26 protein-coding genes are annotated in these 26,483 nt (G+C 70.9%); 14 read left to right on the forward strand and 12 right to left on the reverse strand.

Annotation, left to right across the window (positions count from 1 at the left end):
* The first annotated feature begins 33 nt into the window (after positions 1 to 33).
* Both NQO67_RS09100 and NQO67_RS09105 read left to right on the forward strand, forming a co-directional pair.
* Positions 34 to 486, forward strand: a complete 453-nt coding sequence (locus NQO67_RS09100; RefSeq protein ID WP_255949213.1) for an iron chaperone — start codon at positions 34 to 36, stop codon at positions 484 to 486.
* 375 nt (positions 487 to 861) lie between these two features.
* Positions 862 to 1,299, forward strand: a complete 438-nt coding sequence (locus NQO67_RS09105; protein ID WP_255949215.1) for a GNAT family N-acetyltransferase — start codon at positions 862 to 864, stop codon at positions 1,297 to 1,299.
* An 898-nt stretch (positions 1,300 to 2,197) separates the two neighbouring features.
* Here NQO67_RS09105 and NQO67_RS09110 read toward each other — a convergent pair.
* Together NQO67_RS09110 and NQO67_RS09115 are read right to left on the reverse strand one after the other, a co-directional pair.
* Positions 2,198 to 2,797, reverse strand: a complete 600-nt coding sequence (locus tag NQO67_RS09110; protein WP_255949217.1) for a TetR/AcrR family transcriptional regulator — start codon at positions 2,795 to 2,797, stop codon at positions 2,198 to 2,200.
* A 33-nt stretch (positions 2,798 to 2,830) separates the two neighbouring features.
* Positions 2,831 to 3,049 carry a hypothetical protein gene (locus tag NQO67_RS09115; protein WP_255949219.1) on the reverse strand — a complete coding sequence of 73 codons (219 nt, stop codon included), beginning with the start codon at positions 3,047 to 3,049 and terminating at the stop codon, positions 2,831 to 2,833.
* On the opposite strand from NQO67_RS09115, the gene NQO67_RS09120 reads away from it, so the two are divergent.
* Positions 3,048 to 3,845 (forward strand): acetoacetate decarboxylase family protein, encoded by a 798-nt coding sequence (locus NQO67_RS09120; RefSeq protein ID WP_255949221.1) that lies wholly within the window; start codon positions 3,048 to 3,050, stop codon positions 3,843 to 3,845. The genes NQO67_RS09115 and NQO67_RS09120 overlap by 2 nt on opposite strands.
* Positions 3,846 to 3,850: 5 nt before the next feature.
* Here the strand turns inward: NQO67_RS09120 and NQO67_RS09125 are convergent, their stop codons facing one another.
* From NQO67_RS09125 to NQO67_RS09140, 4 genes are all read right to left on the reverse strand, one after another.
* Positions 3,851 to 5,125: a sensor histidine kinase gene (locus NQO67_RS09125; RefSeq protein WP_255949223.1), complete on the reverse strand. Its 1,275-nt coding sequence runs from the start codon at positions 5,123 to 5,125 to the stop codon at positions 3,851 to 3,853.
* Positions 5,122 to 5,778 (reverse strand): response regulator transcription factor, encoded by a 657-nt coding sequence (locus tag NQO67_RS09130; protein WP_255949225.1) that lies wholly within the window; start codon positions 5,776 to 5,778, stop codon positions 5,122 to 5,124. Before NQO67_RS09130 ends, NQO67_RS09125 begins: the two co-directional genes overlap by 4 nt.
* 94 nt (positions 5,779 to 5,872) lie before the next feature.
* A complete protein-coding gene (locus NQO67_RS09135) occupies positions 5,873 to 6,337 on the reverse strand; it encodes a hypothetical protein (protein ID WP_255949227.1) in 465 nt (154 codons plus the stop codon).
* 65 nt (positions 6,338 to 6,402) lie between these two features.
* Complete coding sequence (locus tag NQO67_RS09140; protein ID WP_255949229.1) at positions 6,403 to 7,875, reverse strand: MFS transporter; 1,473 nt, start codon at positions 7,873 to 7,875, stop codon at positions 6,403 to 6,405.
* Between the two features lie 456 nt (positions 7,876 to 8,331).
* Here NQO67_RS09140 and NQO67_RS09145 point away from each other — a divergent pair, with 456 nt between their 5' ends.
* Positions 8,332 to 9,498: a metallophosphoesterase gene (locus NQO67_RS09145; protein WP_255949627.1), complete on the forward strand. Its 1,167-nt coding sequence runs from the start codon at positions 8,332 to 8,334 to the stop codon at positions 9,496 to 9,498.
* 239 nt (positions 9,499 to 9,737) lie between these two features.
* On the opposite strand, the gene NQO67_RS09150 is transcribed toward NQO67_RS09145, so the two are convergent.
* Positions 9,738 to 11,285 (reverse strand): carboxylesterase/lipase family protein, encoded by a 1,548-nt coding sequence (locus NQO67_RS09150; protein WP_255949231.1) that lies wholly within the window; start codon positions 11,283 to 11,285, stop codon positions 9,738 to 9,740.
* A 111-nt stretch (positions 11,286 to 11,396) separates the two neighbouring features.
* Between NQO67_RS09150 and NQO67_RS09155 the strand changes: the two genes are divergently transcribed.
* Both NQO67_RS09155 and NQO67_RS09160 read left to right on the forward strand, forming a co-directional pair.
* On the forward strand, positions 11,397 to 11,969 hold the full coding sequence (locus NQO67_RS09155) for a TetR/AcrR family transcriptional regulator (protein ID WP_255949233.1): 573 nt from the start codon (positions 11,397 to 11,399) through the stop codon (positions 11,967 to 11,969).
* Positions 11,970 to 12,253: 284 nt separating this feature from the next.
* A complete protein-coding gene (locus NQO67_RS09160; protein WP_255949235.1) occupies positions 12,254 to 12,397 on the forward strand; it encodes a hypothetical protein in 144 nt (47 codons plus the stop codon).
* A gap of 11 nt (positions 12,398 to 12,408) precedes the next feature.
* Here NQO67_RS09160 and NQO67_RS09165 read toward each other — a convergent pair whose 3' ends face one another.
* Together NQO67_RS09165 and NQO67_RS09170 are read right to left on the reverse strand one after the other, a co-directional pair.
* On the reverse strand, positions 12,409 to 14,034 hold the full coding sequence (locus NQO67_RS09165) for an ABC transporter substrate-binding protein (RefSeq protein ID WP_255949628.1): 1,626 nt from the start codon (positions 14,032 to 14,034) through the stop codon (positions 12,409 to 12,411).
* A gap of 59 nt (positions 14,035 to 14,093) precedes the next feature.
* Positions 14,094 to 16,280, reverse strand: a complete 2,187-nt coding sequence (locus tag NQO67_RS09170; RefSeq protein ID WP_255949237.1) for an amino acid adenylation domain-containing protein — start codon at positions 16,278 to 16,280, stop codon at positions 14,094 to 14,096.
* A 304-nt stretch (positions 16,281 to 16,584) separates the two neighbouring features.
* On the opposite strand from NQO67_RS09170, the gene NQO67_RS09175 reads away from it, so the two are divergent.
* On the forward strand, positions 16,585 to 17,130 hold the full coding sequence (locus tag NQO67_RS09175; protein WP_255949239.1) for an NADPH-dependent FMN reductase: 546 nt from the start codon (positions 16,585 to 16,587) through the stop codon (positions 17,128 to 17,130).
* On the opposite strand, the gene NQO67_RS09180 is transcribed toward NQO67_RS09175, so the two are convergent.
* On the reverse strand, positions 17,115 to 17,717 hold the full coding sequence (locus NQO67_RS09180; RefSeq protein WP_255949241.1) for a helix-turn-helix domain-containing protein: 603 nt from the start codon (positions 17,715 to 17,717) through the stop codon (positions 17,115 to 17,117). The two genes, NQO67_RS09175 and NQO67_RS09180, sit on opposite strands and share 16 nt — an antisense overlap.
* A 301-nt stretch (positions 17,718 to 18,018) precedes the next feature.
* Here NQO67_RS09180 and NQO67_RS09185 point away from each other — a divergent pair, with 301 nt between their 5' ends.
* A complete protein-coding gene (locus NQO67_RS09185; protein ID WP_255949243.1) occupies positions 18,019 to 18,633 on the forward strand; it encodes a class I SAM-dependent methyltransferase in 615 nt (204 codons plus the stop codon).
* Between the two features lie 60 nt (positions 18,634 to 18,693).
* On the opposite strand, the gene NQO67_RS09190 is transcribed toward NQO67_RS09185, so the two are convergent.
* A complete protein-coding gene (locus NQO67_RS09190) occupies positions 18,694 to 20,199 on the reverse strand; it encodes an amidohydrolase family protein (RefSeq protein WP_255949245.1) in 1,506 nt (501 codons plus the stop codon).
* Between the two features lie 336 nt (positions 20,200 to 20,535).
* Here NQO67_RS09190 and NQO67_RS09195 point away from each other — a divergent pair, with 336 nt between their 5' ends.
* The 5 genes from NQO67_RS09195 to NQO67_RS09215 all read left to right on the forward strand — a co-directional run bounded on the left by NQO67_RS09195 (position 20,536) and on the right by NQO67_RS09215 (position 24,975).
* Positions 20,536 to 21,336, forward strand: coding sequence for an IclR family transcriptional regulator domain-containing protein (locus NQO67_RS09195; RefSeq protein WP_255949247.1), 801 nt, complete (start codon positions 20,536 to 20,538; stop codon positions 21,334 to 21,336).
* 315 nt (positions 21,337 to 21,651) lie between these two features.
* On the forward strand, positions 21,652 to 22,854 hold the full coding sequence (locus NQO67_RS09200; protein ID WP_374118958.1) for a CaiB/BaiF CoA transferase family protein: 1,203 nt from the start codon (positions 21,652 to 21,654) through the stop codon (positions 22,852 to 22,854).
* The gene (locus NQO67_RS09205) at positions 22,847 to 23,674 is read left to right on the forward strand and encodes a citryl-CoA lyase (RefSeq protein ID WP_255949249.1); all 828 of its coding nucleotides are present in this window, start codon (positions 22,847 to 22,849) and stop codon (positions 23,672 to 23,674) included. The genes NQO67_RS09200 and NQO67_RS09205 overlap by 8 nt, the downstream gene beginning before the upstream one ends.
* 78 nt (positions 23,675 to 23,752) lie before the next feature.
* Complete coding sequence (locus NQO67_RS09210; protein WP_255949251.1) at positions 23,753 to 24,616, forward strand: DODA-type extradiol aromatic ring-opening family dioxygenase; 864 nt, start codon at positions 23,753 to 23,755, stop codon at positions 24,614 to 24,616.
* The gene (locus NQO67_RS09215; RefSeq protein WP_255949253.1) at positions 24,613 to 24,975 is read left to right on the forward strand and encodes a hypothetical protein; all 363 of its coding nucleotides are present in this window, start codon (positions 24,613 to 24,615) and stop codon (positions 24,973 to 24,975) included. The genes NQO67_RS09210 and NQO67_RS09215 overlap by 4 nt, the downstream gene beginning before the upstream one ends.
* 44 nt (positions 24,976 to 25,019) lie before the next feature.
* Here the strand turns inward: NQO67_RS09215 and def are convergent, their stop codons facing one another.
* A complete protein-coding gene (def, locus tag NQO67_RS09220) occupies positions 25,020 to 25,634 on the reverse strand; it encodes a peptide deformylase (protein WP_255949255.1) in 615 nt (204 codons plus the stop codon).
* Between the two features lie 60 nt (positions 25,635 to 25,694).
* Between def and NQO67_RS09225 the strand changes: the two genes are divergently transcribed.
* Positions 25,695 to 26,300: a helix-turn-helix domain-containing protein gene (locus NQO67_RS09225; RefSeq protein ID WP_374118937.1), complete on the forward strand. Its 606-nt coding sequence runs from the start codon at positions 25,695 to 25,697 to the stop codon at positions 26,298 to 26,300.
* Positions 26,301 to 26,483: the final 183 nt, after the last annotated feature.

Genomic DNA, 26,483 nt, shown 5'->3' on the forward strand with positions numbered 1-26,483 from the left:
GACCTCACGATCCTCAAAAAGGGGAGATCCGCCATGAGCAACACCACGAGCGGCACGCACGAGGGATTCACTGCCGAGGAGCGGGCCGCGATGAAGAATCGCGCCCAAGAACTGAAGACGGGGACGCGCCGTAGCTCGCGTGCGGACAAGGCGGCAGAGGCGGCGCGGGACGTGCTCGCGAAGATCGCCGAGATGCAGGACTCGGACCGGATCATGGCCGAGCGCGTCCATGCCGTCATCACGGCCAATGCCCCGGTGCTCGCGCCGAAGCTCTGGTACGGGATGCCCGCCTACGCGCTGGACGGCAAGGTCGTCTGCTTCTTCCAGAGCGCGGAGAAGTTCAAGGCGCGCTACGCAACGCTCGGGTTCAGCGACCAGGCGAGGCTGGATGAGGGAACGATGTGGGCGGCCGGTTTCGCCTTGACCGAGGTGACGGCCGAGGTGGAGGCGCAGATCGCTGCGCTTGTGAAGCAGGCGGTGAGGTGAGGCTCGCGCCCGGTGAACGGGCTAGATCTGTGGCCACTCGGCGTGCTCGGCGGCCTGGCGCTGCTGGTACAGCATTTGCTGCGCGTCTTCGCAAAGCCGACCACTCGCTGGCCTCGCGAAAAGGCTTAGCGGGTATTACGTGGGCTGCGGATGCGGTCCCTACGGCGGGAGGGCTCGATGCTTGCGAACACCGTCAGGACATGGGTAGCGGGCTGGGCTGTGTCACGGCGGACGCCTCCGCCGGTCGAGCAGCCCTGGGGGTACTACATAGCGGTGGCCGACAATCCCGCCGAAGTGGGACGTCATGTCCTCCCCGAGACCGAGGAGTCGCTGGTCCGTAGCGCGGCTGCCTCCGTGAGGATCCCGCGGACCTGGATGAAGATGCCCGCCGAGCCCGGGGAAGTCGAACCCTGGCTTTCGTCGGGGTGGATGGTGGCCTGGGAAGAGACCGGCCATCTGATGGCCATCGACCTGACGGCCACGACACCGTGCACGCCCGAGGGGTACGGCGTGGACGTCGAGTACCTCCACGAGGTCATCCACGTCCGCGTGCTGGACGAGGCGGGCAAGCCAGCAGCTCAGGGACAGGCGGCGATCATCGGCGAGGCCGCGGTGGTGGACCGGGTGGTGACTGCGGAGGCGCACCGGCGGCGTGGACTGGGCAACTTCGTGATGCGCACACTCGCTGACCATGCCTCGGCCCGGGGTGCGGATATGGGCGTTCTCGGCGCGACGGACGCCGGTCGCGCGCTGTACGAGACATTGGGCTGGAAGAAGCACTCAACGATTGCGGAGTGCATCTACCGACCCTGACACAGGCATTGTTGCGCAGTACGAGCGGTTGGCGCACAGACCCTCGCCGCCGCTCGCGCTCTGCCACATCACGGGTTGCTCGGCCCCAAAGGAGACTCCGGACGGGCCCGCTAATACCTTGCAAAGCCTGGCCGATCAGCCTCACGCGCCCCGATCGCCAAGCCCCCAGCTCCGGCCTCCCTGGTAGCAGCATCGAGGAGTTCGGCGTACACCTTTGCCTGCTCCTGTGCGCGAACGGTCGGGAGATCATCCACGAAGACGCCTGCGGCGCTCTGGTCGGCTGGGTCAGAAGCCGTTCGCACAGGTAGGTCTCTTGGGTCGTGAGCCGGTCCTCGTGCCGGCGCATACGGATGCGCTTGGGCCACAGTGGCAGGTCTTCGCCCGCAGAAGCCGTGCCTGCTCAGATTCTGCGAGCGTGCAGCAGAGGGAAGCGACCGAGGCTGACGCAACACGGACCGTACCGCGAGACGTCAGTGCCAGACCTGCGCCGAGTATCAGAAGTATCCATTGCAGGCCTGAGGAAGACTGATTGGCCCGCGGAAAGACGTCGGTCCGTGGTTGCAGTTCTGGTTGCATTCACCCCCGTCCAACACCGTTCACGAGTCATCCGCCACCCCGCTCCACCCCAGATCAGAACACCACCGCACACCACCGAACCCCCGGACGAATATGTGGAAAGCGTGTTGGGAGCAACGGTCAGAGAGTTCGAATCTCGTATCCTCCGCCGCGCCCTCACGGGGCACTTCGATGGGCCCGACTGCTTCGGCGGTCGGGCCCATCGGCATGTCCTCGGCTCTCCTCCCGTGTTCGTGCAGGGCCAGGCCGTACGGATCTTCTTGCCGGCCGCGAGCGTCCCGTCGCTCTGCGCTGCGGACACGTAGACCTCACCGGGTGGATGTCACCGGTGGACAGCGCGCAGCGGGGGGTTGCCGGTGACGAGGCGGACGAGGTGTTCGGCGAGGTCGGCGTCGAGGGGGGAGCCGGTCATGAGTCGTCGGTAGACGATGGTGCCGGCCCAGATGTCCTGGACGAGGTCGGTGTCGAGGTCGTCGGGCAGGTCGCCGCGTTGGATTCCGCGGCGCAGTGCGGCGGCGATGTTCTCGCGCTTGCGGTACAGGAAGGCCTCCCGGAACCGGGCCATGAGTTCGGGGTGGGGGAGGAGGCTGGCGGCGAGTGCGGGCAGCGAGGTGACCATGTCCTCGTTGGCGTAGTTGTCGATGGTCATGTCCACGGCGTGGCGCAGTTCGGCGTGCGTGTCGCCCAGATCGGGGATCTCCTCGGCGCGGAAGATCTCGGCGAGTGCGTCGGCGACGAGTGCTTCCTTGCTGGGCCACCAGCGGTAGATGGTCGATTTGCCGACGCCCGCGGCCGCCGCGACGGCTTCGACGGTCAGCGCCGTGTACCCCTGCCCCGACAGGACCCCCCGTGCCGCGTCCAGGATCTTCGCAGCAGAACGCGGCCCACCGGCCACCGAGCCGGAGGAAAAGACCAGTGCCATGACTAGAACGATACGGATCGTTTCGTTCAGGGGTCAAGGCGTGCTACCTTCGCGGCCGAGCGAGTGAAACGCTACGTATCGTTTCGCCGTCTCGAAGTCTCTTTCCCGGTTCCCAGTCTCTTTCCCGGTTCCCAGTCTCTTTCCCGGTTCCCAGTCTCTTTCCCGGTTAGCAGTCTCTTCCCGGTTCTCAGTGTCCTCCCGGTTCTCAGGCGCTTCCCCGATCCGGGTCTCTTCTCCAAGGAGTTCGACCATGAAGGGCTACACCGTCCCGCTGTCTCCCCGCGGCATCGCGAACCTGGCGCCCGCTCCGCCGTGGCACTACGCCGGCACCGTGGTGGGCGTGGAGTTCTTCACCAGCCCGGATGCCGTCGCCGCGACCCTGCCCGAGGGCCTGACGCCCGATCCGGACTCCGCCGGCCGCGGCGTCGCGATGTTCATCGACTGGCAGTACTCCGCCGGTGGGCTGGAGTATCTGGACCCCGCACGCTCGCAGTACAAGGAGTTCCTGATCAACCTGGACGCCCGCTACAACGACACCCCCGTGGCGTGGTGCCCCTACATCTACGTCGACAACGACTCGGCCATGGCACGCGGCTGGGTCCAGGGCTTCCCCAAGAAGCTCGGCGCCGTGCACCAGACTCGCGCCTACTCCGTCGGCGGCCCGGGCACCCCGGTTCTCGGTGCGGGCGGGCGGTTCGCCGCCACCGCCTCCGCCGCCGGGCAGCGCATCGCCGAAGCCATGGTCACCCTGGCGCAGCCGGTCCCTGACCCCGCCGCCCTGATGAACCGGCCCGTGGTCAACCTCCGCCACTTCCCCCGCCTGGCCGCCGGGCTGCACGACAAGCCCGCCGTCCATGAACTGGTCATGGCCGTGCTGGGCGACGTCGCCGTCAGTGACGCCTGGGTCGGCACCGGCGACCTCGCCTTCCTTCCCGCTCACGGCGAGGAACTCGCCGACCTGGCCGTCCAGCGCACCGGCAGGGGATTCCACTTCGATCTCGCCTACACCGTCAGCGATCTCAAGACCCTTGCCGATCACGGCAACTGACCGCCTCATACGCCACGAGGGCCCGCGGCCGGCGGGCTGTGCCGGGGGAGGGTGACGATGACGGTGAGGCCGCCGGTCTTGTTGGGGTGGGCGGTGACGCTGCCACGGTGGGCGCGGGCGATGGCGCGGACGATGGACAGTCCGAGGCCGGATCCCTTGGCGGTGACCAGGCGCTCGGTGCCCAGCCGGCGGAAGGGCTGGAAGAGCGACGGGATCTCGTACGCGGGCACGTCGGGGCCGGTGTTGCTCACCTCTATCTCGACGTGGTCGGCGCGGCTGCGGCTGATGACGCGGAGCCAGCCTCCGGCGTCGGCGATGTTGTGCCGGACACCGTTGTCGACCAGGTTCTTCACGATGCTTTCGAGGAGCAGCGGGTCGCCGATCGTGGGGGCGGTGCCGGGCTCCGTGTGCACGGCTATCCCCGCCTGCCGGGTCTCCTCGGCGCTTCGGGCGACCACATGGGTGACGACTTCGGCGAGGTCGACGGGGGTCGGCTCGGGGATGTGGCTCTCGGCACCGGCCAGCAGCAGCAGGCCGGAAATGAGCCGTTCGTGGCGGGCGTTGATGTCCAGGAGTTGCTCGCCGACCTGCTTGATGTCGTCGGAGGCGGTCTTGCGGTGCATGGCCATCTCCACCAGGGCGCGGCCGAGGGTGAGCGGGGTGCGCAGTTCGTGGGAGGCGTTGGCGACGAAGCGGCGCTGGTCGTCGAAGGAGCGGTCGAGACGTTCGATCATGGTGTCGAAGGTGTCGGCGAGATCCTTGACCTCGTCGTCGGGGCCGGTCAGCGCGATGCGCTCGTGCAGGCTGCGGTCGGCGGTGGGGGCGGCGGCGATACGGGCGGCGGTGTCGGTGACCCGGTGCAGGGGCGCCAGGACGCGACCGGCGATGAGCCAGCCGAGGCCGCCGGCGGCGGCACCGACGACGCCCAGGGCCATGCCGCCCTGGGTGAGGAGCGTGGTGGTGGCGGCGTCGTTGAGCCGCTGTCTCTCCTTGTCCTCGAAGGACGAGCGGGCGGACCCGACGCTGCTGTGGTCCGGGGGCGGTGCGCCGTTGGAGCCCTCGCCCTCGCCTTCGCCCTCGCTGTGCGTGCTGAGCCCGGAACCGCCGCTGGTCAGCTGCTGGTTGAACAGCGCGTAGGTGGTGCCGAGCAGCACGATGCCGGCGGCCAGGAACAGGATGCCGTAGACCAGGGTGAGCCGGGCGCGCAGCGTGAGACGGCGAGGCCGGAGCCGGCTCAGGCGGGCGCGCGTGCGGCGGGGCCTGGCAGAGGTCGAGGTCATGGGATGCGGTACCCCACTCCGGTGACGGTTTCGACGACGGGTGGATCGCCGAGCTTGCGGCGTAACTTGAGCATGGTGACCCGCACGACGCCGGTGAACGGGTCGATGTGCTCGTCCCAGGCCTTCTCCAGAAGGTGCTCGGCGGAGACGGCGGCGCCGCCGGCCGCCAGCAGCTCGGCCAGCACCGCGAACTCCTTGTTCGTGAGCGCGACGGCCCGGCCGTCGCGGGTCACCGCCCGGCTGGTGGGGTCGAGGGTGATACCGGCGCGGCGCAGCACCGGTGCCGAGGTGGCGCGGGTGCGGCGGCCCAGGGCGAGGACGCGGGCGGCCAGCTCGGGGAACGCGAACGGCTTGGTGAGGTAGTCGTCGGCGCCCAGGGACAGCCCGGAGACCCGGTCGGTGACGGCTGCGGACGCGGTGAGCATGAGCACCCGCGCCGGGGAATCGGCCTCGATCAGCTGGCGGCAGACGTCATCACCGTGCACCCGCGGCAGGTCGCGGTCGAGGACGACCACGTCGTAGTCGTTGACGCCCGCGCGCTCCAGGGCGGTCGCCCCGTCGTAGGCGACGTCGACGGCGTGCGCCTCCTCGCGCAGCCACTCGGCGATCGTGTGCGCGAGCAGGCCCTCGTCCTCCACCACCAACACCCGCATGTCCTCGCCATCCTTTCTTTCAAAGACGCTTTCTCGCAAAGACGGCGGAGCAGGGCCGGCGCCGGCCACTGCTCCGCCGTCGCGCGGTACCGGGTCAGTGCGCCCGGTAGGTGTGGGTCTCCGGCTTCTCCCCGTTGGCGGGCGCGGTGCCGTCCTTCTGGAAGCCGGGCTTGCCGTCGTCCTTCGTGACGTCGGTCTTGCCCTGCTCCTGAGCCCCGCTGTCACTCTTGTGCGCGGTGCGGTACGACTCGGTGTCCTTGCCCTTGCCCTTGCTGGTGGCGGAGTGGGTGTCGGCCCTGTCGCTGGCGGAGCCGGTGTCCCCGGTGCCGTCCCCCGGGACGCCGGACTTGTGGAAGCCGGGCTTGCCGTCGTCCTTCGTGACGCTGCTGTGGCCCTTCTCCGACCCGCCGCCGGCGGCCATCGCGGCACCCGTGCCACCGGCCAGCGCGACGGCGATCACGCCGGCCAGGATCAGCTTCTTGTACTTCTTCACGGTGGTTTCCTCCCGTTGAGGTGGCTGCACCGGCGCCGAGTGGCCGGTGCCGTGCTCGAAGTACATGCAACAGTCCGCCGCGTTAACCTGGCGTTACTCGCCCGAGCGCGGCAAGCGCACGCCGCGGACGGCTACGGGCAGGCGTCGTCCCGCTCCCTGCCCGGCGCGAACCGTGCGAAGAGCGGCGGGGAGTCCCATCCCGGCCGTTGACCGCTCATCCAGCCCTCCACCGACGGTGCCGGTGGGCGCACCCCGCCGAGCACGTACATGGTGACGCCGACCAGCGTGCCGATGACAGCGATCCCGAAGCAGATCCACAGGGCCGTCCTGGTGCCCGAGTCGATGTCGCTCCCGACGGTGGTGGCGACGTACAGCAGGACCGGGGCGATCATGAACGCCGCGACCGCCCGGAGCAGCTCGACGATCGCGAACACGCGCTGCACCTCGCTGGAGCGCAGCGAGAAGCCGGCGATGAACAGCGCCGGCACGACGGAGGCGCCGACACCGATGCCGACCAGGCCCGAGCCCACGGCGATCAGCGCGCTCGTGGGCGGGGCCGCCGCGTTCATGACCACGATGCCGACGCTCAGGAAGACCATGCCGACGAGGGCGTAGTAGTGCAGCAGGCGGGTGCGGAACACGGTGCCGAAGACGATCGCGGTGATCACCGCACCGCCGAACTCGGGGAGGTAGAGCAGCCCCAGGCGCAGGGGCGTGATGTGGCGGGTGAGCGACGTCAGGGTCAGCGAGATCGCCGCCACCGACGCGGCCGCCGCGCAGATGGCGGCGAAAATGCCGGCGACCGGGAGGGTGCTGAGCAGGCTCCGCACGCACAGAAGCGGACGCTTGGCCGTGTACTCGTGGACGAAGAGGGCGACGATCACCAGCAGTCCGCCGATCAGCGGCCCGCAGGTGAGGGCGTTGAGGAAGGAGTGGGTGAGCAGTTCCGAAGCGCCGAAGAACACGGCCGCGCACCCGACGGCGGCCAGCACGAGCGCGATGTGGTCGACGGGCGCGCCCGGATTGGCCGGCGGGGTGTCCTCGAAGGTCAGGACGGACAGCACGAGCGCCACCACGGCGATCCCGGCGGTGATCCAGAACAACGGCCGCCAGCCGTGCGCGGAGGTTTGGCCGCCGCCGACCACCGGGCCCGCCGCGACCGCGCCGAAGATGCACAGGTTCATGATCACGGCGGTGGAACGCAGTCTGGCCGCCGGATACCCGATGATCAGCGGCGGTACGGCCGCGATCAGCAGCAGGCTGGTACACAGGCCCTGGAGGATGTGTCCGATGATGAACATCGCGGGGTCGACCGCCGCCGCGGTGAGCACGGAACCGATCACGAGCAGCGTGCCGTAGACGAGCAGCATCCGCCGCTGCGGCAGCACCTGCGCCAACTGCACCGCCAGCACCGTCCCCACCGCGTAGCCGGCATTGGCCAGGCCCAACGTCACGTTCATCGCCTGGAGGCTCATGCCCAGTTCCCTGGCGATCAGCGTGGTGATGGGCCCCAGAGCCGCCGAGAGAGCCAGGTACGGCACCAGCATGAAAACGACCATCGCCGCCACCGCGGGATAGCGGCCGGCCAGCGGACCCTGTCGCATCGGTCGTCTTCTCCTCGTCCAGCGGAAACGTTCAACGGAAACGTGCAACGGAAGAATCGGTGGAAAGGCATGGAAAAGCTGCGTTCCGTCCCCATGCTGAACCGCCGTCACGGCGCTCTCACCAAGCACAGCCGCTGAAGTCACCCGATCGGTGCTGGCGACTGCGCGGGCGGGACCGCGCTCGCCTGCGCACCGCGTGGCGGATGATGGGGACTGGATGATGGGACTGACGGCGAGACAGCGGGTGTGAGGGGCGGCGCAGTGATAGACAGCGAATCCTTCCGATCGGAATCGGACCTCGGGGCGGCCGGCGGGGGGTCGGAGAGCGTCGTGGCCGTCACTCGAGCCGAGGCCGAGGCGGGGTCGGCGCCTGCGCCGGCCACCGAGACCGAGGGCGGGGACACGGTCGGGAACGCGGACGGGGACGCGGACGGGAACGCGCGGCCGCGGCCATCGCTGCGTCGGCGGCTGGGCGGGACCGTGGTCTTCCTCGTCCTCGCCATGCTGTTCTTCCTGCCCTGGTGGACGCTGTTCGCTTCCGGCGTCGACTGGCCGTTCCCGGTCTTCCTGGCCGGCACGGTCGTCTTCGCCTGCTGGCTGGTCTCCTTCCCCTTCCTGATGGTCGCGGGCCACGGGCAGCGGCGGGCCGACCGGGCGGCTCGCTTCGCGGACAGCACCCTCGGGGTGATCTGGGTGCTGTTCACCTGGTCGGCGCTGGGTGGCCTGGCGCACCTCGTGCTGATCGGCCTGGACATCGGCGGTGCCGGCGCCGGCCGGGCCAGGGCCGTCGCCGTGTCCGTCGCCGTGGTCTCGGCCGGGCTGCTGGCCTGGGGACACCACGAGGCCATGCGCGTGCCCCGGGTGAAGCAGGTGGACGTCCACATCCCGCGGCTGGGCGGCGGTCTGGACGGGACCCGTGTCGTCATACTGGCCGACACCCACTACGGGCCGATCGACCGGGCCGGCTGGTCGGCACGGGTCGCCGAGACGGTCAACGCACTCGACGCGGACGTCGTGATCCACGCCGGCGACATCGCCGACGGCACCCCCGCCCAGCGCCAGGAGCAGTCCGCGCCGCTCGGGACGGTCCGCGCACGGCAGGCGAAGGTCTACGTCACGGGGAACCACGAGTACTTCGGGGAAGCCCAGGGGTGGCTGGACCGCATGGCGGAACTGGGCTGGGAGCCGCTGCACAACCGCCATGTCGTGGTGGAGCGCGGCGGGGACGCCCTCGTGCTCGCGGGCGTGGACGACGTGACCGCGGAGTCCTCGGGACTGGCCGGGCACCGTCCGAACCTGCTCGGCGCCCTGACGGGTGCGGACCCGGACCGGCCGGTCCTGCTCGTCGCCCACCAGCCCAAGTACGTCCGAGAGGCCGCCGCTGCCGGTATCGACCTGCAAGTCTCCGGCCACACCCACGGCGGCCAGATCTGGCCGTTCAACTTCCTCGTCCGGCTCGACCAGCCGACGGTGCACGGCCTGAGCCGGCACGGCGAGCGGACGCAGCTCTACACCAGCCGGGGCACCGGCTTCTGGGGACCGCCCTTCCGCGTCTTCGCGTCGAGCGAGATCACGCTGCTCACCCTGCGGTCGGACGGCGCGTCGGGCAGCGCCGGTGGCTGACCGGGCGGACGCCCCTCGTTCCCTCGACCACCCCGCGCGGCGCGAGCCGCGGCCCGGTCGGCAACGGCCCGCGCACATGCACGGAGCAGCGGGGTCGCGTCGGCGGTGCGCCACTACGGCACCGGCCTCGAACGGCTTCGCCCGGCGTCCCCCGGCGCATCGGGCCGAACAGACCGCACGGAATCAGTTCGGAGCCGGCGCGCGCATGGCAGGCAGTGGGCGAGGCCGGCAGTGGGCGTTCAACGGTGGCTCTCCCAGAACGGGTAGGCGTGGTCCCCGGTGAAGTCCGTGCGGTTCCAGTCGTCCGAGGCCAGCGACTGCACGTATCCGTGCGTACCGCTGAAAGCGGGCCAGTCCGTCCGGCCGGAGGCGGCGAAGTCGACCCATGTGTCGATCATCCGTGCCCTGAACGAGTCCTGCTCCTGAGGCACCTCCTGGAAGAGGTCCAGGTCGAACAGGTAGGCCAGCTCGGACATGTGCTGGGCGCGCGGGTCGAAGCTGGGTGCCGGGTACCCCCTGAACCAAGGGGTGTCGCGCTCGCTGAACTCGTACATCCGAGTCGGCGTCCACGCCGACAGCAGGCGCGCGGTGTCGAGCGTCGGGGCGGACCACGCCGAGTCCGTGAGGACCGTCGCCAGGGCTTCGCCCGCTGAGGGGAAATCAGCCAGCGGGTAGCGGCGCAGTACGGCATCGGCCTGGTCGCCGAACCGCTCACGGATGGCCGGCTCGTACTCCGCCGGCTTCATCGGCGCACCCGATGCCAGTTCCTGGCCGAGGACGCGGCCGCGTTCCTCGTCGTGGTTCACCCCGACGAGCACCGGTACCCGGTTGAACCGCCCGGTGCGCAGCGCCTGCGCGGGGGACAGCGGCATCAGCTTCGTACCGGCGATCGGCCGCGGCTCGTTGTCCGGTCCGTACGCGTCCAGCAGCGCAGCCACCGGCGTGCTGCGCAGGCAGGCCGCCGTGTCCTCGGTGTTCTTCCCCGTGCAGCCCACCGCCGTGGCGACCCTCCTGGCATCGGCCGCTGCCTCGGCCCGGGTTCGGGTACCGCCCGTCGCGCAGGGGGCGCTCTGCACGACGGCCCGGTCGAAGAGGCCGGCCGACCGAGGGGAGGCGAGGTGGTCGCACACGCTGTAGCCGCCGCCGGACTGGCCCATGATCGTGACGTTGTTCGCGTCGCCGCCGAACGCCGCGGCGTTCGCCCGGACCCAGCGCAGGGCCGCCTGCTGGTCCTCCAGACCGAGCCCGTCCGCGTCCTTGAGCGCGGGATCGCCCAGGAAGCCCATCACTCCCAGCCGGTAGTTCATCGACACGACGACCGCGCCCCGCGCGGCCAGCCGGTCCGGCCCGTACATGTCCCCCGTTCCGTACATCAGGCTGCCGCCGTGGATCCATACGATCACCGGTCGCTTGCCGCCGGACTCGGCGGGTGCGGTGACGTTCAGGTAGAGGCAGTCTTCGCTTTCGCTCGGCACCCCGATGGGAAGGCCCTTCGGCTGTGCACAGGGCGCACCCGGAGCGGTCGCCTCGCGCACCCCGGTCCAGGCCGCCGCCGGCTTCGGCGAGGCCCACCGCAGTGCGCCGACCGGCGGTGCCGCATACGGAATGCCTTGGAACGTGCGCAGGTCTCCGTCAGTCATACCGCGGACCCTGCCTTCCGTGGTGCCGACGACGGTCGGCGCGGCGGCCGGCGTCGCCTCGACCGGCGTGGCGGTCAGGCCGAAGCCCAGTCCTCCCAGCGCCAGCGCAGCGGTGCACCACTGGGAAAAGCTCTTGATGTGTCTCATGGCGAGGACTGTAGAGCGGGTTGGATCGACCGCGCAATACAGTTGTATAGAACGATCGCGCAGAACGTTTGTCTGATGCGGTCGCGCAAGTCGGGTGATAGGTTGTCGCGCATGGGGAACCGTGACGCCCTCCTCCTCGGCGCCAAGGCGTGCCTGCGGGAGAAGGGGTACGACCGCACCAGCGTCCGCGACATCGCCACCGCGGCCGGTGTCAGCATGGCCGCCATCGGCTACCACTACGGCTCCCGAGAAGCCCTGCTCAACCAGGCCCTGTTCGAGATCCTCGACGAATGGGGGGACGCCATGGGCCGTGCGCTCGTCCCCGACGCCGACGGGTCCACGAAGCGCCACTTCGCGCAGATGTGGGACAACCTCATCGCGGACTTCGCCGCCCACCCCGACCTCTGGCTGGCCTCGGTGGAGCTGTTCATGCAGGCCCAGCGCCAGCCGGAACTCCGCACTGCGCTGGCCGAAGGCACGGCACAGGGCCGTCGCGGCATGGCGGCGATCCTGACCGGCGTTCCGGAGAGCGAGGTGACGGGGGAGACCGTCCGGAGCCTCGGCAGCGTCCAGCTCGCGCTGATGTCAGGTGTGATGATCCAGCACTTCAGCGACCCTGCCGCCGCACCCACCGCCACCGAAGTGCTCCAGGGACTACGCAGCCTGGCCGAACTCGCGCACTGAGGCGAAGCGGGCACCGCCCGTCAACCGCATCACTCACGTCGTTGTTGCACACAACGGCAGGCCTTGGTCGAGAGCTGCCTCTCATGGGGCGATCGACACGCAACCTCGTCGGCCGACGTCGAGCGAAGTCACGGGACCGCGGCAGCTCGGCGCAGAGCGCGGATGCCGGAAGCGCGTACGCGGCCGGCCGGTCCGGGCGGCGACGCACCGCCTGAGGGGCCCGAAGGCGCACCGCCGGGGGGTGGCGGCGAGGGCCTTCGTGGCGGTGCGGAGCGCATGGGGCGGTGAGCGTGTGCACGGCTCTCACGCTTGCCTCCGGACCCTTCCTGCGCGCGGTGAACACGGCGCCGCCCGCCACGGTCGGCTATGACGACGAGTTCGTGCCGGGAAGCCACGCCGACCACCGCACCACCTCCCGGCAGTGCTGAGGCCGCGTCGCTCAGGGCGTGCGGCTGGGGATCACGCAGTTCTTCGGTTGCTCCCGGCCGGTGGGCCAGCCGAGGCCGACGAACTTCAGCTTGCCGCGGCCCTTCTGGCCCGGGTCCAGTTGGACGACGGCGACTGGCTTGTCGTACGCGTTGCCGCCGCTGGTCAGGCATATCAGGCCGCTGGTGCCCTTCACCCGGTGCCGGGCCTGGAGCGACAGCCACTGGGTGCTGACGTCCTCCCGGCCGGGCACCGCGTCGGCGCCACCCTGCTGCGCCTGGTGCACCGCCTGGCTGATGGTCACGAGGCCGTCGTACACGAGCATCGTGCGGGAGTCCTCCAGGATCGACCGGGGGTCCTTCGGGTCCGGGTCGAAGCCGAGCTTCACGCCGCTGTTCAGGGTGCTCGTGATCTGCTGCTCCAGGGCTTCCAGCGCCGCCTTGGGTTCGGTGAGGTACTGCGGGACCTCCTCCTTGGTGGGCTTGCGGTCGTGGTCCTTGTACCAGTCGTCGTTCCAGCGGGTCAGCTCGGTGCTCCACGCGTCCGGGTGGGCGGGAGCGGCGTACTCCACCGTCACCTTCGCCGTGCCGTCCGCACCGCGCAGCGCCGCCCAGTCCTTGTCGCTCATGGACTGCTGGAGGGAGGCGGCGTCGGAACCGCTGATGATGGTGTAGTGCCGCCGGTCGTTGCAGCCCACCTGGGCGAGCTTGAGCGCGAACAGGCGCAGGTGCAGCGTGCGGCCCGCGAAGTAGACGGTGTCGGCCTCGGAGTCGCAGATGTTGTCGGCCATCCGGGTGAACTGGTTACCGGTCGAGCCCTCCTCGTCGAGCGCCGGGGACCTGAAGGGCATCGCGTCCGGACCGGCCGGACCCACTTCCTTGATCCCGCTGAAGGCCTTCTTCAACGACTCGTTGTAGCTGTCCGGGCGTTCGTCGTAGACCAGTACCGTCTTGCGGTCCTCCCGGCCCTGGTCGCCGTTGAAGTCGGCGAGCGCCTGGGCCGCGTCGTGGTTGGTGGGGATGATCCGGGCCAGGCCGGGGAACCGCGACCTCGTCATGCCGTTCGCCTGGTCCTCGTTCGCGATCCGGTCCCCGCTGATCCTGGAGGCGAGCACCGGGATCTTGTGGCTGGTCAGACGCTTGACGGCGGCCTCCGTCGCATCGAGGCTGAGGTTGAAGCCGGTGACGGCGCGCAACTGGTCCTCGGGCGAGTCGGCCATCTGCAACAGGGTGTCCACGACCTTGTCCTGGTGCGCGTAGTTGCGCCCGGGGTTGGCCAGCACCAGCCGGATCCTCGGTGGCTCACCCTGCCCCTTGTTGGCCTCAAGCTGTCCCAGGTAGGCGCCCACGAGGTCGCTGCGCATCTGCCGGCGCAGCGCCGCGCGGTCCGACTGGAGCGGCAGCATCATGGCCACGGTGACGTGCGGCTGGTCCTTGATCGCCGCGTTCTGGTCCGCGATGTCCCGGGCCACGTCCTTGATCTCCGGATTGCCGAAGTCGTAGCCCTCGCCGTTGACACCGATGCACTCGCCGTCGATCCGTTCGATCCCGTCGGTGCAGGTGTCCGGTTCCCGGAAGCCGGACCAGGCGTACCAGCCGCCCGCGACGATCACGGCCACCGCCGTCGCGCCGAGCAGCACGTACAAGATGCGCTGCCACCTGGGCAATCCCGTTACCCTCTGCCACCAGGGCATCCCCGTTACCTCCTTCGCCCGAGCTGTTCGGTGCAGGTACAACGCAGCAACGGCTGGTCGTTCTCGGCCAGGCCGCTCCAGTCCGTGGCCGTCTGGCTGAGCTGTCCCGCGCCGTCGAACTCCATGATCGAAAGACGCTCCAGCAGCTTGTCCAACGTGCGGGCCATCTCCTTCCCCGTCGGCCTGGTCCGCTCCTCGCACAGCCACACCGCGTGCAGCAGCTGGTCGACGGTGCGGCGCAGCGCCGGTCCGTCCACCGCGACCAGGCCCTGGGCACGCTCCCGCCGGGCGTCCACACCGCCCGGATAGGGCGCCTGGGCGATCTCCAGCAGCTCGGCGCACCATTCCCGGGGCCGCCCGGGCAGCGTGGCGGCGAGATGGCTGACCACGTCGTCCACACCGCCGGACACCAGGTGGTGGTTCATCCGGTGCGCCGTGACCGAACGGAACGCCCGGTCGCCCGGCGCCGCCTCCCCCGCCGCCGCGGGTCCCGCCGCCGCGGGTCCCGCGTAGTGGTCCCGCAACAGGTGGTGGTCGGCGTACCAGGCGGCGCCTGCGGGGCGCAGCCCGTACAGCCGGTGCAGCAGTACCTGGCGCAGCCCGAAGTCGCCGATGAAGTGCCGTTGGCAGCCGGGCCACCCGGTGTCGCGCAGCAGCTGGGACACATGGCGCGCCGTCAGGCGGTGCACGCGGCCCGACTGGTGGTGGCGGAGCAGGACGTCCGCGCACTCCTCGTCGTGCGCCACCGACAGATGGGCGAGCAGGTCGAGCCACTGGTCGTGGTGCTCGCTCGGCAACCGCACCGGCAGTTGCTCCAGCACCAGCTCCCGCAGCAGCACGTCCGCCACCGGTTGCTCGGGGTCGCCGTCGCCCGAGATCCGCAGGGGGGCGTCCAGGATGTCGCGGTCATTGGCGTCCGCCGGCATCCGGAAGGCGGCGACCGCGGCGGCCAGCCGGATCGCCGTGTGCGGTCGTCCGCCGCTCAGCCGTGCCACGGCGGCGTCGATGCGGCGGCGGTTCGCGCCGCCCTCCGGCTCCGCGCGCCGCTGCCTGCGTTCGGTCTCGTGGCGCAGCTGGTCGCCGCCCAGCAGCGGCATGCGCAGCAGGAGCACCCCGTCGGCCAGCGAGGCGTGGTCCGCGTCGGCGCCGGTGCGCCGGGTCCAGTCGGGCGGGCCGCCGTCGGCGGGCCGGAACTCGACCGGCGGCACCACGTCCTGGGACGGCAGGCCGCCGTGCAGGAAGGCCCCACCGTCCGCCCGGCGTGCGGTGCCCACGATCACCACGCGGTCGCGCTGCCCGCCTCGGCGGTCGGTCAGGACGGCACGCAGCAGTTGCTCCCCCAGGGGCAACTCGGCCTGGTCCAGCAGCAGCGCCGGACGGCCGACCCGGCGCAGCCAGCCGGACGTCGAGGCGTACGCCGCCTCCAGGTCCTCGCGCAGCACCCGGAAGAGGAAGCCCTCCGCCAGCTCCCGGTCCTCGCCACCGGCCTGGAAGTCGGCGGCGAGATTGCGCAACCCGAACTTGGGCTGGCCGGCCGCGCCCGGATACGCACCGTAGATCCGCTCCAGTTCCGCCTCGCCCCGCGGCGCCAGACGCTCGAAGAGGGCTTCCACCAGGGCGTTGCCCACCGCCGCCGAATACGGGTCGAATATCTGCCCGGACACCGCTCCCAGCAGGTTCCGGATGCTCCCGCGGAGCACACCTCGCCAGAAGTCACCTGCTCCCAGGCCGCGGAAGCGCCGCTTCTGGGGCAGTTGCTCGTACCGTTCCACCTCTGTCGTGACGGCCTCCGGGGTGCCGCCGGTGGCGCCGGTCGCGATCATCGCCAGGCCGGCGAACAGCCGCGGAAAGGCGAACGGGCCGCCGGTGCCCTGCCAGCTGCTCAGCAGCTGGGCGACCTCGACCAGGGCCTCTGTGGTGGCCGAGCGGGCGCCCGGCTCCGACTGCGCATGCTCCTCGTACCGCGCCAGGCCGCAGTGCAGGTAGATCACCGGCACCTGGGTGGCGAACCGGTCGCGCACCGCCCGCAGAAGCCTGCCCTTGCCCATGCCCGGGCCGCCGGTGAGCAGCACCACGGGAAGGTCGGGCCCGTACAGCAGCTCCCGACCGGCGCCCGACGGCGACCGTCCGAGCAGGCGGGCGAAGAAGCCCTCCTCGCTGAGGAGTTTCTCGAACCCGAGATCTTCACACACGGATCCCCCACGGAGTGCTCTCCCGCCCGAACACGAGCGACCGGTGACCGGTGACCAGTGACCGTCGACCGATCCGCCGGCAAAGAAGCAGTGGAAATCGAATTCTCCCGTACGTCAACGAAGCGTACATGGGAGGGAGTTGACGAATGGTGACGAATGGTGAGTGTGCTGGTGCGCGGAGTGACGCCGGCTGCGATCCGAGGCGGCGCGGCCGGCTCGCCCCCCGTACCCTCGCCCGGCCGGCCGGGGAGGCCTCCCGAGAACGCCTTCGCGGCGCCGCCACCCGGCCGGATAGGTTGGGCCGATGTCGACGCTGCCAGTGATCCTTCTGCTGTCGGGGAGCCTGCGGGCCGGCTCCACCAACGAGGCCGTGCTGCGCACCGCCCGGGCCGTGGCACGTGACCTCGGGGTACGCACCCTCTTCTATCCGGGTCTGGCCGACCTTCCGCACTTCAACCCCGACGACGACACCGACCCGTTGCCGGCCGAGGTGGCCGGACTGCGAGGGGCGATCGCGCGGGCGACGGGGGTCCTGGTCTGCACCCCGGAGTACGCCGGCACGCTGCCGGGCTCGTTCAAGAACCTGCTGGACTGGACGGTCGGCGGCACCGAGATCTGCGACAAGCCGGTGGGCTGGGTCACCGCGGCGGCCCCGGGGCGCGGCCAGGGCGCGGAGGACACCTTGCGGACGGTACTGGGCTACACCGGCGCCGCCGTCACGGAGGCGGCCTGCGTACGGATCCCCGTGCAGCAGGCCATGATCGGTTCGGACGGGCTCGTCGACGATCCCGACGTGCGCCGGCGACTCGGTGAGGTGCTCAGGACGTTGACGGCTCAGGAGGGTCGGTAACGGGCCCTGACATGGAACCGTTCGCCCTGGGGCCCGAGGATGCTGAGGAACTCCACCGGCCGGGCGTCGGCGTTGCCGAACCAGTGCGGGAGATGGGTGTCGAACTCGGCGACCTCACCGGCACCGAGGACGAGGTCCCGGTCACCGAGGACGAGGCGGAGCCGGCCGTTGAGGACGTAGAGCCAGTGGTACCCCTCGTGCGAACGGGGGTCGGGATCGCGGTCCCGATCGGTGAGGCCCGCGGGGAGGATGTGCTTGAACGCCTGGAGCCCGCCGGGTTTGCGGGTCAGCGGGATGACGGTCATGCCGTGCCGGGTGATCGGCTGGGGGTACACCCGGGGGTCCCCGCTGGCCGGAGCCCCGACGAGTTCGTCGAGCGGCATCTGGTAGGCCCTGGCCAGCGGCAACAGCAGTTCGAGGCCCGGTTTGCGGTGCCCGGACTCCAGCCGGGACAGCGTGCTAACCGGAATGCCGGTGGTCTCCGACAGGGCGGTCAGGGTGACGGAGCGGCGGTGCCGTAGCTCACGCAGCCGTGGTCCGACCGCGGCCAGCACGGCGTCGAAGTCGTCCCTCATGCCGTCCCTCATCCCTTCCTCTCCTCATCCCTTCCTCTCCTCATCCCTTCCTCTCCTCATGGGGGCCTCAGCCTCACGCCTTCCGCCCGCCTTTCCCCTGCCTTCCCCCTGCCTTCCCCCTGGCTTCCTCCTGCCTTCACTGTGCGCGCGCTTCCTCCTGCCTTCACTGTGCGCGGGTTTTGCAGTTTCCGCAAAGAACTTTGTCGGCTCGGTGGGGGTGCGGGCAGGTTGGTCGCGCAGGGCCACGAGGCGCCGGCTACGAGGACGTCGGCGCCGGTCACGGGCCACCCAGTCAGGGAGAGGACGGCGGACAGTGGACGCTCAGTTCTGGAACGAGTTGTACGGCGGCCGGGAGCAGCTCTGGAGCGGCGCGCCCAACGGGGTGCTCGTCACCGAGGTCACCGGCCTGCCACCGGGCCGGGCCCTCGACGTGGGATGCGGTGAGGGCGGCGACGCGCTCTGGCTGGCCCGCCGGGGCTGGCAGGTCACCGCGATCGACATCTCGTCGATCGCCCTGGAACGCGCCGCCGCGGCGACCGGGGCTCTCACGGACCGCGTGACGTGGTCGCACACCGACCTGACCAGCGCGCCACCACCCGCCGGCCCGTTCGACCTGGTGTCCGCCCAGTACTTCCCGCTCCCGCACCAGCCGGACCACACCGCGCTGCGCGGACTGCTGGACGCCGTCGCACCCGGCGGCACCCTGCTGTTCGCCGGCCATGACCCGGCCGAGTTCCCGCCGGACGACGAGCACGGCTTCCACCCCGACGACTTCTACCAGCCCGCGGACGTCGCCAAGCTCCTCGACGAGAGCTGGACCGTCCTGGTCGACGAGACCCGCCCGCGCACCGCACCCGCACCGCCCGGCACCCACCACACCCGCGACGTCGTCCTGCGGGCGCGGCGCGGAAGCGGATCCGGATCCTGATCCGGATCCTGACCCGGATCCTGACCCGGCCCGATGACCGAGTCGGCTCCCGTCACCGCCTCATCCGCCGTGCGTGCTGCCGCTCCGGTACTGCGTGTACGTGTAGGGGTTGTCCAGCACCTTCGTCTCGGGTACGTCCGGGTTCATGCCGCGCTGCCAGGCGTCCTCGCCCAGCTGGGACCGGAGGTGGTCCACGGTCCCGTCGACCGTGCGGCGCAGCGCGGCCAGGTCCACGTCGACCAGGCGGCCGTCCCGCTTCACGATCCGGCCGTTCACCAGCACGGTGTGGACGTCCCCGCGCTGCGCCTGGAAGGCGACGTGCCCATACGGGTTGAGCAGCGGGAACGACACGGGTGACGCGTCGTTCTTGATGAGGACGAGGTCGGCCTTCTTGCCGGGCTCGATGCTGCCGAGGTCGGCCTCGCGGCCCAGCGCGCGGGCGCCGCCGCGGGTGGCCCACTCCACGACCTGGTCGGCGCGGAGGGCGGCATGGGTGACCGTCTCACCGCTGGCGTGGGCCTGAAGATGCTCGCGCGAGCGGTCCGCGCCGAGGGTGGTGCGCATCGCGGAGAAGAGGTCGCCGCTCCACCAGACCGAGGTGTCCATGGAGAGCGAGACGGGGATGCCGTGCGCCCGGAGCGTCCAGGTGGGCGGGTAGCCCTGGCCCGCGCTCTGCTCGCTCTCGGTGGAGACGGAGACGGAGCCGCCGGTCGCCGCGATGCGATGGTAGGAGTCGGCGGACAGCGACGCACCGTGCACGTAGACGGTTTCGGGGGTCATGAACCCGTGCTCGTGCATGAGCCGTATGCCGTCGTCGCCGGTCGCGCCCCACACGCCGGCATGTGTGGTGACCGGCACGCCGAGTTCGCGGGCGACCTCGAACGCGGGCCGCTCGGGGAAGGATGGATCGCCGGTGACGTCGAAGGCGATCTGGAAGCCCAGCATGTCGCGGTCGTCCGGGATGCGGCGGGCGACGAAGTCGCGGAACTCGGGGGTGCCCGTCCATGCGGCGGGCGCGTCCTGGATGTTGCCGTAGGCGAGCACGAACCGGCCGGGCACCGCTTGGAGGGCGTCGACGGCGGCGTCCGCGTGCTGCGGCGTCTGGAGGCCGTGCGACCAGTCGACGGTGGTGGTGACGCCGGCGTCGAGCGCTTCCCAGGCGGCGAGCAGGTTGCCCGCGTGGATGTCCTGCGGGCGGAAGACCTTCCCCCACTCCAGGTAGTACCAGACGAAGTACTGCGTCAACGTCCAGTCGGCGCCGTAGCCGCGCATGGCCGTCTGCCACATGTGCCGATGGGTGTCGATCATCCCGGGCATGACGATGCCGCCGCGCGCGTCGATCTCGACGGTGCCGTCCGGCACGGACAGGCCGGGGCCGACGGCGGCGATACGGTCACCGACGACCAGGACGTCACAGCCGTCACCACCATCTCGACCGTCACCACCATCGCGGCTGCCACCACCATCGCGGCCGGTGTGCACCTGCCGGGTGGCGTCGACCGTCAGGACGGTGCCGCCCCGCAGGACGATCGGGCGGCCCGCAGTGTCGTGGGTGGGCTGGGTCATCGCCTCACGCTCCTTCGCGCATGCGTGCCGTGCTGTGCCGTCCGTGCTGGCCGTGCCGTTCCGTGCCGTTCCCTGTTGCTTCGTGCTCTTCCCGCCCCCGGCCGCTGCGTACAACTGTCCGCTCTACGGACAAATCCGGGTTGCGGACACCCTGGCGCAGGCCGTCTTCGGTGTCAATGCGGCGTCGGTCCCCGTGTGCGGCGGTCTGCGCCCGGTGTCGTCCGCCCCGCGGACAGCGGCCGTTACGCTTCGGGTGAGGCCCGGGGAACGCCGGGCGGAGCCGGTGGCGGGAAGCCGGGTGGTCCCGGTGCGGCCGGGTTGCGAGGAGGTCGTCTCATGCCACGTGCGGGAACCGGTCCCGACTTCATCGAAGCGCTGGCGCGCGGCCTCGAGGTCATCACGGCGTTCCGGCCGAACCAGCCGACGATGACCCTCGCCGAGGTCGCCGCCGCCACCTCGCTCGCCCGCCCCACCGCACGCCGCATCCTGCTCACCCTGGAGGAGCTGGGGTACGTGCGCACCGTCGAGCGCGGCTTCTCGCTGACCCCGCGGGTCCTCGAACTCGGCGTGGCGTACGTGCGCTCCATGGGGCTGTGGGACGTCGCCCGGCCGCACCTGGAGCGCCTGGTCGCGCGCACCCATGAGTCCTGCTCGATCGCACAGCTGGACGGTGCGGACATCGTCTACGTGGCCCGCGTGTCGGTGCCGAAGATCGTGTCGCTCGCCGTGCAGATCGGCACCCGCTTCCCGGCGCTGGCGACCTCCCTGGGGAAGGTCCAGCTCGCGGCGTTGCCGCCCGACGAGGTGGCCGCGGTGCTGGCCCAGCCGTCCCGTTCCGGCCTGGTGGCCCGCTGGCAGCCCGACACGGCCGAACGGGACGCCGAGCTGCGGGACGTACGGGCGCGCGGTTGGGCGCTGACCGACGAGCAGCTCGCCCTGGGCATCCGCTCGGTCGCCGCACCGCTGCGGGACGGCGCCGGCCGCGTGATCGCCGGGATCAACGTCAACTGCCATGCCGCGGAGACGTCGGTGGAGTACCTGATCGAGCACCACCTGCCGCTGCTGCTCCAGACCGCGGGCGACATCAGCGCGGACTTCGCCCGAGTCCAGGACGTCCCGCACGTGACGGTGCCCTGAGCCGCGCCGAAAGGCGCAAAAAAGGGGCGCGGGGAACTGCACGACCAGCCCCCACCGGCATGGGGGTACCACCCGCTCGAGCGAAGCCGAGAGTGGGGGAAGTCCGGACACGACAGAAACAGCCCCTTTCGGCCGGTGGCGACCTGCAAGGTCACATCGTGGCCGGGCGTGCAGTTCCCCGCGCCCCTTCAAGCAAGGCCGCCTTCGGCGACCCTTGACCGCCGAAGGTGCCGGCGGCAGACTCGCCGCAGCGACGAGGTACGGACAGAAGTCCGCTCTACGTACAGACGAGGACCGAGCGTGAACGACTTCACCGTGGGCACCGGGCCGGGGGCAGAGCCCCCGCCCACCGACACCGCAGTACGCCCGCCCCTGTCGGGCGTACTGGTCGCCGACTTCTCCCGAGTCCTCGCCGGCCCGTACGCCACGATGCTCCTCGCCGACCTCGGCGCCGAGGTCATCAAGGTCGAAGGCCCGCAGGGCGACGAGACCCGTGGCTGGACGCCCCCGGTGCGGGGCGACGTCTCGACCTACTACCTCGGCGTCAACCGCGGCAAGCGCTCGATCGCCCTCGACCTGCGCGACGACACCGACGCCGCCCTCGCGCGTGAGCTGGCCCGGCGCGCCGATGTGCTCATCGAGAACTTCAAGCCCGGCGGCCTGGCCCGGTACGGCCTCGACTACGAGAGCGTGCGCGCCACGAACCCCGGTTCCGTCTACGCCTCGATCACCGGCTTCGGCACCGGCGCCGGTGGTCACGTGCCCGGATACGACCTGATGGTGCAGGCCATCTCGGGGCTGATGAGCCTCACCGGCAGCCCGGACGGGCCGCCGTACCGGGCCGGCATCTCCGTGTTCGACGTGATGGCGGGCAACCACGCCGTGATCGGCATCCTCGCCGCGCTGCGCCACCGCGACGCGACCGGCCAGGGCCAGCACGTCGAGCTCAACCTGCTCTCCTCGGCCCTGACCGGGCTCGTGAACCACAGCTCGGCGTACGCGGCCGGCGGTGTGGTGCCGTTCCGGATGGGCAACGCCCACCCCAGCGTCTTCCCCTACGAGCCGCTGCCCACCGCCGACCACGATCTCATCGTCGCCGCGGCCAACGACGGGCAGTTCCGCAGGCTCTGCGAGGTCCTGGACCTCCCGGACGTCCCGGCGGACCCGCGCTTCGCACACAACGCCGACCGCACCGAGCACCGCGAGGAGCTGCGCCCGATCCTGGAGGAGCGGCTGGCCACCCGCGGCGCCGTGGAGTGGTTCGAGGCGCTGACCGCGGTCGGCGTGCCGTGCGGACCCATCAACACCATCGACGGCGGCTTCGCCATGGCGGAACGCTTCGGGCTCGACCCGATCGTCACGGTCGGCGAAGGGGAGCGCGCGGTGCCCACCACCCGCAACCCCATCCGCTTCTCCGCCACCCCCGTCGGCTATCTGCATCCCCCACCGGAACTCGACGAGCACGGCACCGAGCTACGCGCCTGGCTGACCACCCCTCAGGAGGCCGACGGTGACTGACCCGGCCGAAGCCCGGCCCCCACACGGCCGGTGCCCCGACTACCCGACGGCCCTCGGCGCGTCCACACCCGAGGCGATCACCCTCCTGGGCCATGACCTGGCCGACGACATCATGGGCACGGTCGGCTTCGGGGAGCTGGCGTTCTGGCTGGCGGCCCAACGCCGGCCGACCAAGGGGGAGACCCGGGTGTTCGAGGCGGTCCTGGCGGCGCTCGCCGACCACGGCTTCACCCCGACGGCCATCGTCACGCGCCTGACGTACCTGTCGGCGCCCGACTCGGTGCAGGGCGCGCTCGCCGCCGGCCTGCTCGGCGGCGGCTCACGCTTCCTCGGGGTCACCGAGGACTGCGGCCGGTTCCTGCACGAGGTGCTGGAGTCGGCGCGGGGCCCGCTGCCTGACGACGACGCCGGGTGGGACGCGCTGGCCCTGACGACCGTGCGGGCGCGGCGCGCGGCGGGCGCCTTCGTCCCCGGTCTCGGGCACCACGTCCACAAGCAGGGCGATCCCCGCACCCCGCGGCTGCTGCGGATCGCGGCCGAGGAGCAGCTGTACGGGCCGCACCTGTCCCTCTTCGCCGCGATCGGCCGCGTACACCCGCAGGTCCTCGGCAAGACGCTCCCGTTGAACGGCGCCGGGGTCTGCGGCGCCGCACTCGCCGACCTCGGCCTGCCGCTCGAACTGCTCCGCGGCTTCGCCCTGCTGGCCCGTACCGCGGGGCTCATCGGCCAGCTCGCCGAGGAGCTGCACCGCCCCGTCGCGAACGACATCTTCCTGTCGGTGGACCGGGCCAACCGATCCGTCGCCCCCGAGCCCCACTGACCACGGACCGGCGGGGGACTGCCGCCAGAACAGCGAACGCCCGACAGAAGCGAACGCCCGACAGACAGGAGGGCTGCGATGGCCGAACTGGTCGCCGTGATCGCGTCCACCCACCATCCCTTCTACTACCGCGCCAGCACCTCCGTGGGGGCGGACCGGCCCCCGTTCGCCGACACCTGGGTGCGCAAGATCGAGGCGTTCCGTGCCACCCTCACCCGGGCGCGCCCCGATGTGCTGGTGATGGTCGGCTCCGACCACTTCCACCAGCTGTGGCTGGACAACATGCCGCAGTTCCTGGTCGGCAAGGCCCCGTTCTACGACGCGAACTTCTACAACGAGGAGCGCGAGTTCGGGCTGCCGAAGATGCTGCTCACCGGGCATGAGGACCTGTCGGCCCATGTGCTGCGGCAGGGTCTGGACGCCGGGTTCGACCTCGCGTTCTCCAACGAGCTGCGCATCGACCACTCCATCACGTGCCCGATCATCACGCTGCGCCCCGAGGCCGATCTGCCCATCGTGCCGATCTACACGAACATCTTCGCCCCGCCGCTGCCCCAGCCGAAGCGCTTCGTGCAGCTCGGGCGCACCATCCGGGAGCTGATCGAGTCCTGGCCGTCCGACCAGCGGGTCGCGGTGATCGGCACCGGGCACCTGTCGCTGGAGCTGGGCGGGCCCCGGCAGTTCGGGCCGCACGGGCCCGACCCCGAGTTCGACCAGAAGGCGGTCGGCTGGATAGCGGGCGGTGACATCGAGGAGTGCCTCGGCGAGGTCAGCCTGGAGAGCCTGCACCTGCCGGGCAACGCCACCCACGGGTTCATGGACTTCATGCTGATGATGGGGGTGGCGGGCGAGGGCAACAGGGCGGACTACGTCGACACCCTCGATCTGTTCCACACCATGGAGGCCTACTTCACCTGGTACCCGAACGGAGCGCCGGCGTGAGCAAATACCTGCTGAACAAGTTCCTCTACACCGTGGACCGCGACCCCGCCCTCGTCGAGGCCTACCGCACCGACCCCGCCGGCACGGTCGCCCGGTGGGAGGCCGACCACGCGAACCGCATCCTCAACTGCGCCTCCGACGAGTCCAGCACCTGGCTCGCCTTCGACGACACCGAACGCGCCGCCCTGGCCACCCACGACTACCCGAAGCTCTTCGAACTCGGCGCCCACCCGTTCCTCACCCTGACCCTCTTCATCGGCCTGTTCGAACGCGACCACGCGGAGCCGCTCGGCTTCCAGTTGGAGTACGCACGACGGCTGTCGCACATGCGACTGCCCTATCCGGACATCGGGACCTGATCACCCGGACATCGGGACCTGATCACCCGGGGGTCGGAGCCTGATCACCCGGGGGTCGGAGCCTGATCGCCCGGTCGTCGGGCCGCTTCGACGGCCTCCGCCTTGCTCGCCCGGAGCGCGAAGACCACGTCTCGGCGGTCGGCCATCTGCCGGAGCGCCTCCTTGCGGTCCCGCTTGGACAGCCGGTCGAGATACGTGTGCCCGACGAGGTGGTCGTACTCGTGTTGCAGGCACCGGGCGAAGTAGCCCGTCCCCTCGATGACGAGAGGGGTGCCGTCCTTGTCGAGGCCCCGCACGACGGCGCGATCGGTACGGGGGACGGACATGGCGGCACCGGGTACGGACAGGCAGCCCTCGTATGTGTCGATGAGGCGTCGATCGCCCGGATCGGGGAGGTCGAGGACGGGGTTGACGACGTGCCCGACGTGCCGGACCCCGTCGTCGTCGGGACAGTCGTAGACGAACAGCCGGAGATCGACGCCGACCTGGTTGGCGGCAAGGCCGGCGCCGTCGGCGATGTACATGGTCAGGAACATGTCGTCGACCAGGGCCGACAGCGCGGCGCTGCCGAACTCGGTCACCTCCCGGCACGGACGCTTGAGCACGTCCTCGCCCACTTCCGTGATGCGGCGTACCGAGCCGCGTGCGGCCTCCGCCATTCCGGCCCCCTTGGTTGCGGATGATTGCGAAGTTCTTTGCAAAGTAGCAGACTTTGCAAAGTGACTGAAGATGACCTCGACATCCCCCCGACCGGCCGGTCGTCCCGAGACCGGGACCGTGCCGGTGGCGGACTGCGCGAGCACGAAGTCCGCACCGCCCTGCTCGACCTGCTCGCCGAGGTCGGCACCGTCACCGCGACCGAAGCCGCCGCCCGGCTGGGCTACAGCTCCGGGCTCTGCTCGTTCCACCTGCGGCAGCTCGCCCGGCACGGGCACATCGAGGAAGCCCCGCACACCGGGGGCCGGGCTCGCCCGTGGCGGCTGCGGCAGGCGGATGCCGCAGCCGGTACGTCCGCCGAGGCGGACTTCGGGGCGCTGGCCCGCGGACTCGAGGACGAGAGCTGGCAGCGCTGGCTCGACCAGCGGGACCACGCGCCGGCCGAGTGGCACCACGACGAGGCCTTCAGTGCCGTCAGCTACCTGACGCCCGAGGAGATGAGCCGGGTCGCGGCCACGATCCGACGGGCGCTGGCCCCCTACCAGGACCGCGAACAACGGCCGCTGGCCCGACCCGAGGGCGCCCTCCCGGTGGCTCTCATCACCCGCCTGTTCCCGCTGCTTCCACACCCGGACGGACCCGCGGCCCGGCCCGCGGACCAGGACTGAGGACGGCCAGGGGAACAGCCGGGGCAGCCGGGACGGCGAGCACGACGGGCACGGCAGGCACCGCGGGCACGACGGGACGACGGGACGACGGGACGGCAGGACGGCAGGACGGCAGGACGGCAGGACGGCACGACGGGACGGCAGGACGGCAGGACGGCAAGACGGCAGGAACAAAAGACCCCA

The sequence above is a fragment of the Streptomyces odontomachi genome (assembly GCF_024435355.1).
GTDB classification, from domain to species: Bacteria; Actinomycetota; Actinomycetes; order Streptomycetales; family Streptomycetaceae; genus Streptomyces; species Streptomyces odontomachi.